The organism is Nonomuraea maheshkhaliensis (assembly GCF_039529435.1).
GTDB lineage: Bacteria > Actinomycetota > Actinomycetes > Streptosporangiales > Streptosporangiaceae > Nonomuraea > Nonomuraea maheshkhaliensis.
This window is the reverse complement of the sequence record NZ_BAAAMU010000063.1, coordinates 20,808-33,183: the sequence shown is the minus strand read 5'-3', so window position 1 is coordinate 33,183 and position 12,376 is coordinate 20,808. Positions and strand designations below refer to the sequence as shown.

The window sequence follows — 12,376 nt, the reverse complement described above, 5'->3', positions numbered from 1 at the left end:
TTGGGCCCGCTCCCGAACGACTCGCGATCGGCCGCCCGGACTGGCCCTGGCGGCCGACCTTCTCGCGGTGAGCGTACCCGGTGGGACGGGGCGAGCCGTCACCACTCCCTGCGGTCGCTTCTCTCGTGGTAGTCGGGCTGGTCGGGGCGCAGGCGCTCGCCCGTGGAGAACATGGGGTCCCCGACGTAGGGGCGGGACATGTCCTGGTCGGGATGCTGCCCGGGCGCGGGCGGGTACTGCTGGTCCGGCCGGCCGAGGGTCATCAGCGGGTCCACCGGGTTCGGCTGCTGGGGGCTCTGGTAGGAGCCGTAGTCGTCGTGGACCGGCGCCGGCTGCGGGGCGATGCGGCGGCGGCCCGCGCCGGGGATGCCGTGCATGGGCGTGCCCAGGCCCGCCGTGCTCTGCTGGGGCTGTGCTTGAGACTGGGCCTGGGGGTGGGCCTGGGGGTGGGGCTGCTGGTAGGCGTCGGGGCGGCGGCCTCCGTACGGGTCGGAGGGGTAGTCGGCGGCCGCGGGCGCCTGGTAGCGGTCGGCCGCCTGCGAGGGGAAGCCGAGCGGGTCGGTGCTCAGCGGGGCCTGGCGGCGCTGGTCGGAGCCCGGCATCTGGTAGACGGGCTCGTTGTCCACGTACTGGGGGCCGGTGAAGGGCTCGGGCTGGACCTGCTGGGCGTAGGAGTGAGGGCCGCTGAGCGGGTCCTGGCCGTACTGGTGGGGGCCGCTGAGCGGGTCGGAGGTGTACTGCGGGCCGCTGAAGGGGTCGCCGGTGTACTTCTGCTGCGGGCCGGTGGAGTCGACGTACTGGGGGCCGGTGAAGAGGTTGCGCGGCTCGCCGTACGCGGGGGTGCTGTCCCTGGAGGGGTCGGCGTAGTCGCCGCGGCCGGCGGCGGGGTCGGCGTAGCCGGTGTCGCGGGGGGCCGTCGTCTCGCCGTAGGAGGCCACCAGCTTGTCCTGGTGGGCCGCAGGGGTGCCCCTGGCCACGAGGACGTCGCTGGGCGACAGCGCCGCCGTGGGCCGCTCGTCGAGCTGCGGCTGCCGGGCCTGCTGCTGCCCGAGCTGCCCGCCCGGTTGCTGTGCGTGTTGCTGGCCCGGTAGCTGTCCGTGCTGGCCGGGGCGGTGGTAGGTGCCGGTGCCCGGCATGACCTCGGTGCCGGGTTCGGGTGCGGGCACGGCGGGCTGCTCGCCCGTGGCCTCCGCGAAGCCCTCGTCGAGGGTGTCGAGCAGCCGCCCGACGTCCTCCATCGGCATGCGGAAGCTCGCGGTGCACATCTCGCCGCGCCACAGGCTGAGGACCAGCGTGCCCTCATGCCACGTGACCCGGAGGCACCGCTCCTGACCTCGTGCATCGAAGAAGACTTCGCCGAACGACGGCAACGGGACAACTTCCGACATGGCAGACATACTGCTTTAACCAGCCTTTATTCGTCCACTCAACCCCGGAAAACCCTGTGTAACCGGCCTTCCCATCTACTCCCGGAACCCCTGTGGTCACAACCGGTGAAGACTCTACGTCACCGGCTGGAGTTCCGATCGCCCAGTGTGCCACGCAACCCGGCGGGAGTTTTCGCGAACGCCAGGATGCGTCTGGCCGATCACACGGCGTTCGGCGCGGCGGCCCGTGAATGCGGGTAGCGTTTACTGCCGTGCCGGACTCCCATCTCCCGTCAGTGGACGAACTGCTCAGCATCGCGGTCAAAGCTCTCGGAGGGAGCGAACGTCAGGGCCAGATCACCATGGTCCAGGCTGTGCAGAAGGCCATCGACACCGAGGAGCATCTGGCCGTCCAGGCCGGCACGGGCACCGGCAAGTCGCTGGCCTACCTGGTGCCCTCCATCCGCCACGCGATGGACAGCGACACCCCCGTGGTGATCTCCACGGCCACCATCGCGCTGCAGCGCCAGCTCGTCGACCGCGACCTGCCCCGGCTGTCGGAGGCGCTGGCCAAGGAGCTGCCGCACGAGCCGACGTTCGCCATTCTCAAGGGCCGCCGCAACTACCTGTGCCGCTACAAGGCCACGGCCGGCTGGCCCGAGGAGGACGAGCAGGACCAGCTGTTCGACCCGCGCGAGGTGAGCGCGACCGGCCGCATGGTGCAGCGCATCCAGGAGTGGGCCGAGGAGACCGAGACCGGCGACCGCGACGAGCTGGTGCCCGGCGTGAGCGAGCAGGCGTGGCGGCAGTTCTCCGTGAGCGCCCAGGAGTGCCTCGGCGCCAGCCGCTGCCCCTCGGGGGCCGAGTGCTTCGCCGAGCTGGCCAGGGCGCGGGCCGGCGAGGTCGACGTGGTGGTGACCAACCACGCGCTGATGGCCATCGATGCCATGGGCGAGCTGCCGGTGCTGCCCGAGCACGAGGTCGTGGTGGTCGACGAGGCCCACGAGCTGGTCGACCGGGTGACCTCCGTGGTGACCGGCGAGCTGTCGGAGTCGTCGGTGATGCTGGCGGTGCGCCGGGTCGGCCGGCTGATCGACCAGCCCATCGCCGACCAGCTCATGGAGGCCGGCGAAGACCTCAAGGCGCTGCTGGCCGCCGCGCCGCCCGGCCGCATCGACGAGCTGCCCCAGGTGCTCGGGCTGACGCTGCAGCTCATCCGCGACACCTCCTGGCGCTGCGTCACCGCCATGGGGCCGCGTAACGCCGACAAGGACGATCCCGACAAGGCGGGGCAGCGCAAGGCCGCGTTCAACGCCCTCGACGAGGTGCACGACACGGCGGTGCGCATGCTGGAGGCGTACGGCCACGACTCCGAGTCCGACCGCGCCGAGGTGGTCTGGCTCGACGCCGGCACCGACCGGCGCCCGCCGGCACTGCGCGTCGCGCCGCTGAGCGTGAGCGGCATGCTGCGCGACAAGCTCTTCGGCGAGCGCACGGTCGTGCTCACTTCGGCCACCCTGGCGCTCGGCGGCACGTTCGACGCGCTGGCGGCGCAGTGGGGGCTCGGCGACGGCAAGGGCTGGCAGGGCATCGACGTCGGCTCGCCGTTCGACCACCCGCGCGCGGGCATCCTGTACGTCGCCAAGCACCTGCCCCAGCCGGGCCGCGACGGGCTGCCGCAGCAGTACCTCGACGAGATCACCGAGCTGATCGAGGCCGCCGGGGGGCGCACGCTGGGCCTGTTCTCCTCGATGCGCGCGGCCAAGGCGGCCACCGAGGCGCTGCGCGACCGGCTGGACGTGCCGCTGCTGTGCCAGGGCGACGACTCGACGATGCTGCTGGTCAAGCAGTTCGCCGAGGACGAGCCGACCTGCCTGTTCGGCACGCTGTCGCTGTGGCAGGGGGTGGACGTGCCCGGGCCCTCGCTGCGGCTGGTCATCATCGACCGGGTGCCGTTCCCGCGCCCCGACGACCCGCTCACCTCGGCCAGGCAGCGGCACGTGGCGGCCAGGGGCGGCAACGGGTTCATGGCGGTGGCGGCCAACCACGCGGCGCTGCTGCTGGCCCAGGGCGTCGGGCGGCTGCTGCGCTCGCAGGACGACAAGGGCGTGATCGCGGTCCTGGACCCCCGGCTGGCGACCGCCCGCTACAGCGGCTTCCTGCTGGGCTCGCTGCCGCCGTTCTGGCGCACGACCGACCCGGCGATCCCCCGGGCCGCGCTCAAGCGCCTGGCCACCGAACCCGCCTGACCCGTCCCTCAGGCCCGGCGACGCCGGGCCTGGGTCGAGGTCGGGGAAGCGGAGGCCAGGGTCCCCTACGTCGGGGACCGCGACTACTGCTGCGACCAGGACGGGGAGATCACCGACGGGGTCCCCGGCGTGGGGGACCGCGACGTCCGGGAGGCCGGGGACCCGGGGCCGGGGAAGGTGCCGGTCAGGACCAGGGGGCGAGGTCGGGGCGTTTGGGCAGGATGCCGTCGCCCGACGACACGCCGCGCAGGCGGCGCGACATCCACGGCACCAGGTGCTCGCGGATCCACTGGGCGTCCTCGCGCCGCCGGGCCCGGGGATCGACGGAACGCTCGGGCCAGTCCTTGCGCCAGTCCTCGAACGGCACGCCCAGCACGTCGAGCACCCGGGCCGCGACGAGCCGGTGACCGTCCTCGTTCATGTGCAGCCGGTCGGCGCTCCAGGCCCGCCAGTCGCGCAGCCCCTGCATGGACCACTGGTCGACGAGGCGGCACCCGTACAGGTCGGCGATGGAGCGCAGGTGCAGGTAGTAGACGGCGAAGCGGCCGCGCAGGCGCCGCATCAGCGGCGTGTCGCGCGGATCGACGCCGGTGAACAGCAGCACGTCGGCTCCGCCCGCGCGCAGCTCGCGCACGGCCCGCGCGAGGGTCTTGGCCATCACGTCGGGGTCGCTGCCCGGCCGCAGCAGGTCGTTGCCCCCGGCGCAGAAGCTGACCAGGTCGGCCCCCATCTCCACCGCCACCGGCACCTGCTCGGCCGCGACCTGGTCGAGGAGCTTGCCCCTGACGGCCAGGTTGGCGTAGCGGAAGGAGGGGTCGTCGGCGGCGAGCCGCTCGGCCACCCGGTCGGCCCAGCCCCGGTAGTGGCCGTCGGGACCGGGATCGTTCAGCCCTTCCGTGAAGCTGTCGCCGAGGGCGACGAAGGACTTGTAGTGCCTCATGAGGTGGTGTTCATCTCCGCGATAGCGTGCAGCGCAAGGACGTACGACTGTAGTCCGAAGCCCGCGATCGTGCCCGTCGCCACCCCGGCCACGACGGAGGTATGACGAAACTCTTCCCTGGCCGCGGGATTGGAGATGTGCACCTCGACGAGCGGGGCGGTGCGCTGGGCCACGGCGTCGCGCACGGCGTAGGAGTAGTGGGTGAAGGCGGCCGGGTTGAGCACCACCGGGATGCGCCCGTCGCACGCCTCGTGGATCCAGCCGATCAGCTCGGCCTCGGAGTCGGTCTGGCGCACGTCGACGTCGTGGCCGAGCTTGCCCGCGGTCTCGCGGCAGAGCTGGACGAGGTCCTCGTAGGTGGAGGCGCCGTAGACGCCGGGCTCGCGCTTGCCGAGCCGGCCGAGATTGGGCCCGTTGAGTACGAGGATCATTCGGCGATCTCCTTGTAGGCGGCTTCGAGCAGCTCTTCCGCGGGGCCTTCGAGGCGGCCGGGCTCGGCCAGGCCGTCGAGCACGACGAAGCGCTGCTTGGCGCCGCGGCTCTTCTTGTCCAGGCGCATGTGGTCGCGCAGGCGCGGCCAGGCGTCGGCGCGGTAGGAGACGGGCAGGCCGACGCCGGTCAGGACGGCACGCGTGCGTTCGACGACGTCGGCACGGCCCGCCAGCCTGGACAGCTCGGCGGCGTAGACCATGCCGATGGCCACGGCCTCGCCGTGGCGGATGCCGTAGTGCTCGTCGCGCTCGATGGCGTGGCCGAGCGTGTGGCCGTAGTTGAGGATCTCGCGCAGCCCGGCCTCGCGCAGGTCGGCGCCCACGACGTCGGCCTTCACCCGGATCTTGCGCTCGATCAGCTCGCGCGTGTGGGGCCCGCCGGGACGGGTGGCCGCCTCGGGGTCGGACTCGACCAGCCGCAGGATCTCGGGGTCGGCGATGAAGCCGCCCTTGATCACCTCGGCCAGGCCCGCCACGTAGTCGCGCCTCGGCATGCTGTCGAGCGTGGACAGCTCGCACAGCACGCCGGCGGGCGGCAGGAACGTGCCCACGAGGTTTTTGCCCTCGGCCGTGTCGATGCCGTTCTTGCCGCCGACCGCCGCGTCGACCATGGCCAGCAGCGTCGTCGGCACCAGCACGACCTGCACGCCGCGCAGCCACGTGGCCGCCACGAACCCGGCCAGATCGGTCGTCGCTCCCCCGCCCACGCCCACCACGGCGTCGGACCTGGTCACGCCGTGCCGGCCCAGCTCGGACCAGAGCCGCGCGGTCACCTCGACGCTCTTGGCCCGCTCGCCGTCGGGCACGGTCAGCTCGACCACCTGGTAACCGGCCTCGGACAGCGCCGCGCGGACCGGCCGGGAGATCTCCGGCAGCGTCTCGGGGCTGATCACCGCCACGGTGCGCACGCCCGGCTTGAAGAGCGTGGCCAGCTCGGCCAGCACGCCGGTGCCGACGACGACGTCGTACGGGCTGTCGCCGCGCACGTGGATCCGCGTCGCGGTCACGGGGCCACCACCTTCACGCTCGCGATCACCCTGGCCTTCGCGGCGGGGCCCGCGCACGGACTCGTCATGCGCCCAGGCCCTTCACGATCTCGTCGGCCAGGTCGGCCGGCTCGCGCTTGTCGGTGACCACCGTCATGACGGCCAGCCGCTCGTAGATCGGCCGCCGCTCCTCCATCAGCTTCTTCAGCTGGCTGCGCGGGTTGAGCACCAGCAGCGGCCTGGCGGAGGCGAGCCCGACCCGCTGGATCGCGTCGGAGAGCCCGACCTGGAGGTAGACCACGTGCTGCCCCTGGAGCAGGGTCTGCGTCTCCGCGTGCAGCACGGCGCCGCCGCCGAGCGACAGGACGCCGTCGTGCTCGGCCAGCGCCCGGCGCACGGCGTCGTGCTCCAGCTCGCGGAAGCGCTCCTCGCCGTCCTCGACGAAGATGTCGGAGACGGGCTTGCCCGCCACGGCCTCGATGTCGGCGTCGGTGTCGCGGAACCCGACGCCGAGCCGCTCGGCCAGCAGCCGGCCGAGCGTGGTCTTGCCGGATCCGGGCGGCCCGATCAGCACAACCCTGCTCATATGTCGCTCACCATTCTCATCCGCACCGTGCTCAGTCGTCTCACCCGCACTGTGCTCACTTGGCGCATCCGCGCCGGGCTTACTTGATCACCATGGAGGAGAGGTAGCCGGACAGGTTGCGGGCGACCTCCTCCACGGAGTCGCCGCCGAACTTCTCGATCGCCGCGTCGGCCAGCACCAGCGCCACCATCGCCTCGGCCACGATGCCGGCCGCGGGGACGGCGCACACGTCGGAGCGCTCGTGGTGGGCCTTGGCCGCCTCGCCGGTCTTGACGTCGATCGTGGCCAGCGCCCTCGGCACCGTCGAGATGGGCTTCATGGCGGCGCTCACCCGCAGGATCTCGCCGTTGCTCATCCCGCCCTCGACGCCGCCCGCGCGGTTGGTGATGCGGCGCACGCCGTCGTCGGTGGTGTATTCGATCTCGTCGTGGGCCTGGGAGCCGGGACGCCGTGCCGTCTCGAAGCCGTCGCCGACCGCCACGCCCTTGATCGCCTGGATGCCCATGAGCGCGCCGGCCAGCCTGGAGTCGAGCCTGCGGTCCCAGTGGGTGTAGCTGCCCAGGCCCGGCGGCAGGCCGTAGGCGAGCACCTCGACGACGCCGCCGAGCGTGTCGCCGTCCTTGTGCGCCTTGTCGATCACGGCGACCATCGCGGCGCTGCCCTCGGCGTCGGAGCAGCGCACCGGGTCGGCGTCGATCCTGGCCAGGTCGCCGGGGCCGGGCAGCACCGGGGACGGTGTGCGCGCGCCGCCGATCTCGGTCACGTGGCTGACGATGTCGACGCCGAGCGCCTGCTTGAGGAAGCGCCTGGCGACCTCGCCGAGCGCCACCCTGGCGGCGGTCTCGCGGGCGCTGGCCCGGTCGAGCACGTTGCGGGCGTCGTCGAAGCCGTATTTCTGCATGCCGGCCAGGTCGGCGTGGCCGGGGCGGGGGCGCGACCTGGGCGCGTTGCGGGCCAGGCCCTCCAGCTCGGCCGGGTCGACCGGGTCGGCCGCCATGACCTTCTCCCACTTGGGCCACTCGGTGTTGCCGACGCGGACGGCGACCGGGCTGCCCATGGTGCGGCCATGGCGGACGCCGCCGGCGATCGTCACCTGGTCCTGCTCGAACTTCATCCGCGCCCCGCGACCGTAGCCGAGCCTGCGGCGGCGCAGGGCCTCGTCGATGGCGGACGTGGTCACCTCAACCCCGGCCGGCAGGCCTTCGAGGATGGCGACGAGTTCGGGGCCGTGGGACTCTCCGGCGGTCAACCAGCGCAACATGCGTACAAGTCTTCCACGTACCGCCTAGTGAGATGTCCCTGCGGTCACCATGCGAGACAGAGTGTCGTGAGCGCCCCCAGCAGCATGAAGGGGCCGAAGGGGAACTGCGTGTCCCGCGTGCCGCGGCCGGTCACCAGCAGGGCCAGGCCGTAGAGGGCGCCGAGCAACTGCCCGCAGAAGGCGGCCAGCACCACGGCCTGCCAGCCGAGCGCGCCGGCGGCCATGCCGATGAGGCCGGCCAGCTTGACGTCGCCGAACCCCATGGCCTGCGGCCTGACGAGCCAGAGCAGCCCGTACGCGGCCGCCAGCGCCGCCCCGCCGGCCAGCGCCCTGGGCAGTTCGCCGGTCGGCAGCAGCGCGAGCGCGGTGATCGGGTACGCCGGCAGCGTGATCGCGTCGGGCAGCGTGCTGGTACGCCAGTCGATCACCGCCAGGGCGACGCCGATGACGGCGAAGCACACGTAAGGGAGCCCCGCCCGCCACGCGACCAGCGCGGCCACCCCGGCGCACACCGGCTCCAGGGCCGGCCAGGACGGGGCGGGCGCGGGGAGGTCGTCGTAGGAGCGGGCGAGTGCCCTGATGCGGTCTCCGCAGAACAGGCCGATCAGCGCCATGAGTGCGACCACGCCGCCGACCTTAACCCGCGCGCCCCATCAGCCGCGGGTCACCGCACAGACTGGGCATGAACGCGAAGGCGCCTGGCCTCAGCCGTTCTTTCTGGAGAACCAGCGGCGCCGGCGTGGGGCGGCCGGTGTCACCTTGGCCACCGTCACCCCGTTCAGCTCGCTCACCGTGCCGGACTCGACCGCGGCCAGCGCCGCCAGCACCTCGCCCTCGATCACGAACTGCACAGGCCCGGCCACGTCCACCACGACCGCCGCCGCCCGCTCCTGCACGGCGGCCTGGCAGACCTGCAGCGCGGTGGCCTGGATGGGCCGGGCGTCGGGCCGCCACCTGGTCAGCGCGTCGGTGCCGGTGAAGGCGAGCACCGCCTGCCTGCCGTCCTGCCCGACGAGCTTGGGCAGGGCCATCTCACTCTCCTTCTCCTGCTTCAGGCCGTGCGCGCCGACCTCGGTCTCGGTCAGGAGTGCGACCACGGGCACGAGCAGCCGCGCGCCGGAGAGGGCGTTGAGCACCTCGGCGGGACCGGCCGTGCCCGCTTCGTACGCGGACAGGGCGGCGGCCACGGCGGGTGCGGCGGCGCCGTCGTCGTGGGGATCGAGGGGCTGCGGGATGCTCGGCACAACCTCCGAGACTACCGCTGGCTCAAGTCGGCGATGGCCGCGACCGGCCCGCCGCCGGATGGCCCCTGATGCACGGCGGCCACCGAGACGAACACCGCCGGGTCGCCCGTGACCGAGGCCGCCACCCCGCCCACCGCCGCCTTGATCTGCCGGTGCCAGTGCACGTCGGAGTCGTCGAGCATGATGTTGCGCCGCCCGCGCACCCGCCCCGACGGGTCGGCCTCGCATTTCATGAACACGTTGACCAGCCGCCCGTCGAGGTCAGACGGGTGCGGGCGATCGGGCAGCGCGAGCCCCGCGTCCCTGATGGCCTCCCAGATGCCGTCGGCGTCGAGTGCGTCCTTCATGACGCTGTGCCCGATGCGGTAGCGACCGCCGATCCCGCGGACGTTCCCCACCAGCACGATCTGCGCCCGGTCCAGCTCGACGCCCGACGAGCACGAGGCGACGGAGGAGTAGAGCGACAGGTCCTTGTGGATCTGGCCGGCGCTCGGCATCTCGATCTCGCCGAGCGCGACGGCGATGCCGAGCGCGGTGGTGGAGTTGGACAGGTCCATGGAGGGGCCGGTCTCCTCGATGGCGGTGTCCTGGCCGCGGTTCTTGGCGTCGGTGATGGTGGCGAGGGTGAGCAGGGGCGTCTTGGTCTGTACGTAGTGCACGTCGCGCGGGTCGTCGATGCCGGCGATCTTCATGGCTTCGCGGACGCCCGCGGCGACCTTCTCCACCATGGGGGGCCTGCCGATGTCCTCGGGCAGGATGACCTCGCTCATCGCCACCCCGACCGACAGCCGCGGCTCGTCGGTGGCGGGGGCGTCGGCGGTGGTGGCGAAGATGGTGGCGTGGGGGCTCAGGATGCCGTCGGTGCCGCCCGACCACACCAGCGGCACGCTCTCCGGCGCCGGGTGCCCGTGCTCGGCCAGCACCTCGCGGAAGGCGCGGTCGGCCAGGACGCGGGTGTAGTCGTTGACGCCGCCGTTGCCCTCGGTCTTGCCGACCACGGCCAGCACCCGCTCGGCCTCGATCACCCCGTCGGCGATGAGCCGCGACAGCCCCGAGGCGTCGGTGACGCTCTCGATCGGCACTTTGCGCACTTCGATGGGGTCCGGCATGCGTAGCCCTTTCTCCTGGCGGCGGTCCCCCACGCTACCGAGCCCGGTCGGCGGGGTTCATGGTCAATGTGTGCCCACGTACCCCGCCGGTGATGTCAAGGTGCGCTCAGTGTCCGGCTCCGGGGGCGCGATGCCGGCCAGGGGGCCCGGGGGTAGGGTCGCGGGCGTGATTCGCGACGCGCACGTCAACGGGATCAAGCTCGTCTACCGGGAGGAAGGCGACCCCGCCACTCCCCCGCTCCTGCTGCTCCACGGCCGGACCGCCGACCACAACGACTGGAACGGCATCACGCAGCGGTTCGCGGCCCGGCGCCATGTCTTCGTGCCCGATCTGAGGGGCCACGGGGCCAGCGACCGGCCGGGCGCGTACCCGCTGCCCGAGATGGCCGAGGACATCGCGGCGCTGCTCGACCACCTCGGCGCCGCACGGGCGGCGGTGGTCGGGCACTCGCTCGGCGGCGTGGTCGCCTACCACCTCGCCATGCGGCATCCGGACCGGGTCGCGCGGCTCGTCCTGGAGGACCCGCCACCGGCCCACCCGCTCACCGGGCGCGAGCCGATCGTGGAGGACGGGTCCACCGCGTTCGACTGGCGGATGATGCACGACACGGAACGGCAGCTGCTGAACCCCGATCCGGCGTGGGCCGAGGGCCTGACCAGGATCACGGCGCCGACGCTGGTGCTGTCGGGGACGCTGAGCCCGTTCGAGCCCGACGTGGCGGCCCGCATCCCGGGCGCGCGGCTGGTCAGGATCGAGGCCGGGCACCTGATCCACATGGACGCCCGCAAGGAGTTCCTGGGCGTGGTGGAGGCGTTCCTCGACGAGTGAACGCGATCGGACGAAAAGGGACCAAAAGGCGCTGATGTGACCTTACCGTCATAATGATCAGGCATCGTGGAATGGTGCGAACCCGGCTCAGCGATCTCGTCAAGGACCGGCTGGGCACGTTCGGCCTGATGGCTCCCTCCATCGCGCAATGCGCGGTCGGCGCCGCCCTGGCCTGGATCATCGCCACCCAGCTGCTCGGCCACCCCCATCCGTTCTTCGCCCCCATCTCCGTGCTGATCTGCGTGGGCGTCGGCCTCGGCCGGCGGCTGCGCCGGCTCGTCGAGCTGGTGGTCGGCGTCAGCCTGGGCGTCGGCGTGGGCGACCTGCTGGTGTCGTGGATCGGCTCGGGCGCCTGGCAGCTCGGGCTCGTGGTGGCGCTGGCCATGGCGGTGGCGGTGGTGCTGAACAGCGGCGCGCTGTTCGTCGCCCAGGCGGGCTCGTCGGCCGTGCTGGTGGCCGCCCTGGTGCCCGGCGAGGACGCGGGCGGCCTGGACCGGATGGCCGACGCGCTCACCGGCGGCGTCATCGGCGTCGTCGCGGTGGCGCTGCTGCCCGCGAGCCCGTTCGCGATCGCGGCCAAGCACCTGTCGGGGGTGCTCGACGCGCTGTCCACGGTGATGGAACGGGCGGCGGAGGCGATCGAGAAGCGGGACGCGGACCTGGCGGCCGAGGCGCTGGACGAGGCGCGGGCGACGCAGGCGGCGGTGGAGGAGTTCGAGGAGGCGCTGGCGACCAGCAAGGAGATCGCGATGATCTCCCCGCTGCACTGGCACCGGCGCGCCCGCCTGGCCCGTTACGAGACCGCCGCGCTGCCGGTGGACCTGGCGTTGCGGAACGCGCGGGTGCTGAGCCGGCGCACCCTGGCCTCGCTCGGCGAGGCGAGCCCGCCTCCGGCCGCGCTGGCGGAGGCGATGCGCGAGGTCTCGGAGGCGGCGCTGCTGCTGCAGCTCGAGCTCGGAGCCGGCCGGGAACCGACGCTGGCCCAGCAGGCGCTGCTGGCGGTGGCGGCGCTGCTGCGGCCGGACGGGCTGGGCTTCTCGGCGCACGTCATCATCGCGCAGTTGCGGTCGGTGGTCGTGGACCTGTTGCAGGCGACGGGGATGGGGCACGCGGAGGCGACGGCGGCGCTGACCCCTCTCGACGAGCCGAACGGCGCGAGCGGCGAGGCGGCCCAGCGGCGCTGAGCGTCACCCGGAAGGGCCCCACCCGGCTGAGCGAGGACCCTCCCATGGCTGAGCGTCGTCCGCGGGCTGCCTCAGACGAAGGTGCGCAGCACGTCTGCGATCTCGTCCAGGTCGGTCGTCTTGCCCGATG

General features: G+C 72.8%; 12 protein-coding genes. 3 read left to right on the top strand and 9 right to left on the bottom strand.

Features of this window, described 5'->3' with window-relative positions:
- Positions 1 to 98: 98 nt before the first annotated feature.
- A complete protein-coding gene (locus tag ABFX54_RS33815; RefSeq protein WP_346110656.1) occupies positions 99 to 1,388 on the bottom strand; it encodes a hypothetical protein in 1,290 nt (429 codons plus the stop codon).
- Positions 1,389 to 1,618: 230 nt separating this feature from the next.
- Here ABFX54_RS33815 and ABFX54_RS33810 point away from each other — a divergent pair, with 230 nt between their 5' ends.
- The gene (locus ABFX54_RS33810) at positions 1,619 to 3,616 is read left to right on the top strand and encodes an ATP-dependent DNA helicase (RefSeq protein WP_346110655.1); all 1,998 of its coding nucleotides are present in this window, start codon (positions 1,619 to 1,621) and stop codon (positions 3,614 to 3,616) included.
- Between the two features lie 184 nt (positions 3,617 to 3,800).
- On the opposite strand, the gene ABFX54_RS33805 is transcribed toward ABFX54_RS33810, so the two are convergent.
- The 8 genes from ABFX54_RS33805 to bar all read right to left on the bottom strand — a co-directional run bounded on the left by ABFX54_RS33805 (position 3,801) and on the right by bar (position 10,233).
- Positions 3,801 to 4,556: an SGNH/GDSL hydrolase family protein gene (locus tag ABFX54_RS33805; RefSeq protein ID WP_346110654.1), complete on the bottom strand. Its 756-nt coding sequence runs from the start codon at positions 4,554 to 4,556 to the stop codon at positions 3,801 to 3,803.
- Positions 4,553 to 4,987 carry a type II 3-dehydroquinate dehydratase gene (aroQ, locus tag ABFX54_RS33800; RefSeq protein ID WP_346110653.1) on the bottom strand — a complete coding sequence of 145 codons (435 nt, stop codon included), beginning with the start codon at positions 4,985 to 4,987 and terminating at the stop codon, positions 4,553 to 4,555. The genes ABFX54_RS33805 and aroQ overlap by 4 nt, the downstream gene beginning before the upstream one ends.
- Complete coding sequence (gene aroB / locus ABFX54_RS33795) at positions 4,984 to 6,054, bottom strand: 3-dehydroquinate synthase (protein ID WP_346110652.1); 1,071 nt, start codon at positions 6,052 to 6,054, stop codon at positions 4,984 to 4,986. Before aroB ends, aroQ begins: the two co-directional genes overlap by 4 nt.
- 64 nt (positions 6,055 to 6,118) lie before the next feature.
- Complete coding sequence (locus ABFX54_RS33790) at positions 6,119 to 6,619, bottom strand: shikimate kinase (protein ID WP_346110651.1); 501 nt, start codon at positions 6,617 to 6,619, stop codon at positions 6,119 to 6,121.
- A gap of 79 nt (positions 6,620 to 6,698) precedes the next feature.
- On the bottom strand, positions 6,699 to 7,880 hold the full coding sequence (gene aroC / locus ABFX54_RS33785) for a chorismate synthase (RefSeq protein WP_346110650.1): 1,182 nt from the start codon (positions 7,878 to 7,880) through the stop codon (positions 6,699 to 6,701).
- 44 nt (positions 7,881 to 7,924) lie between these two features.
- Positions 7,925 to 8,506, bottom strand: coding sequence for a prepilin peptidase (locus ABFX54_RS33780; RefSeq protein ID WP_346110649.1), 582 nt, complete (start codon positions 8,504 to 8,506; stop codon positions 7,925 to 7,927).
- Positions 8,507 to 8,584: 78 nt separating this feature from the next.
- Positions 8,585 to 9,124, bottom strand: a complete 540-nt coding sequence (locus ABFX54_RS33775) for an SseB family protein (protein WP_346110648.1) — start codon at positions 9,122 to 9,124, stop codon at positions 8,585 to 8,587.
- Positions 9,125 to 9,135: 11 nt separating this feature from the next.
- Complete coding sequence (bar, locus tag ABFX54_RS33770; RefSeq protein ID WP_346110647.1) at positions 9,136 to 10,233, bottom strand: barbiturase; 1,098 nt, start codon at positions 10,231 to 10,233, stop codon at positions 9,136 to 9,138.
- 166 nt (positions 10,234 to 10,399) lie between these two features.
- On the opposite strand from bar, the gene ABFX54_RS33765 reads away from it, so the two are divergent.
- Positions 10,400 to 11,062: an alpha/beta fold hydrolase gene (locus ABFX54_RS33765; protein WP_346110646.1), complete on the top strand. Its 663-nt coding sequence runs from the start codon at positions 10,400 to 10,402 to the stop codon at positions 11,060 to 11,062.
- A 71-nt stretch (positions 11,063 to 11,133) separates the two neighbouring features.
- Positions 11,134 to 12,246 (top strand): FUSC family protein, encoded by a 1,113-nt coding sequence (locus ABFX54_RS33760; RefSeq protein ID WP_346110645.1) that lies wholly within the window; start codon positions 11,134 to 11,136, stop codon positions 12,244 to 12,246.
- Positions 12,247 to 12,376 lie beyond the last annotated feature (130 nt).

Bases quoted from the DNA above. Each gene is read 5' to 3' on its own strand.
- ABFX54_RS33805 (WP_346110654.1), bottom strand. From the start codon at position 4,556: ATGAGGCACTACAAGTCCTTCGTCGCCCTCGGCGACAGCTTCACGGAA.
- aroQ (WP_346110653.1), bottom strand. From the start codon at position 4,987: ATGATCCTCGTACTCAACGGGCCCAATCTCGGCCGGCTCGGCAAGCGC.
- ABFX54_RS33810 (WP_346110655.1), top strand. From the start codon at position 1,619: ATGCGGGTAGCGTTTACTGCCGTGCCGGACTCCCATCTCCCGTCAGTG.
- ABFX54_RS33760 (WP_346110645.1), top strand. From the start codon at position 11,134: ATGGTGCGAACCCGGCTCAGCGATCTCGTCAAGGACCGGCTGGGCACG.
- ABFX54_RS33790 (WP_346110651.1), bottom strand. From the start codon at position 6,619: ATGAGCAGGGTTGTGCTGATCGGGCCGCCCGGATCCGGCAAGACCACG.
- ABFX54_RS33815 (WP_346110656.1), bottom strand. From the start codon at position 1,388: ATGTCGGAAGTTGTCCCGTTGCCGTCGTTCGGCGAAGTCTTCTTCGAT.
- aroC (WP_346110650.1), bottom strand. From the start codon at position 7,880: ATGTTGCGCTGGTTGACCGCCGGAGAGTCCCACGGCCCCGAACTCGTC.
- bar (WP_346110647.1), bottom strand. From the start codon at position 10,233: ATGCCGGACCCCATCGAAGTGCGCAAAGTGCCGATCGAGAGCGTCACC.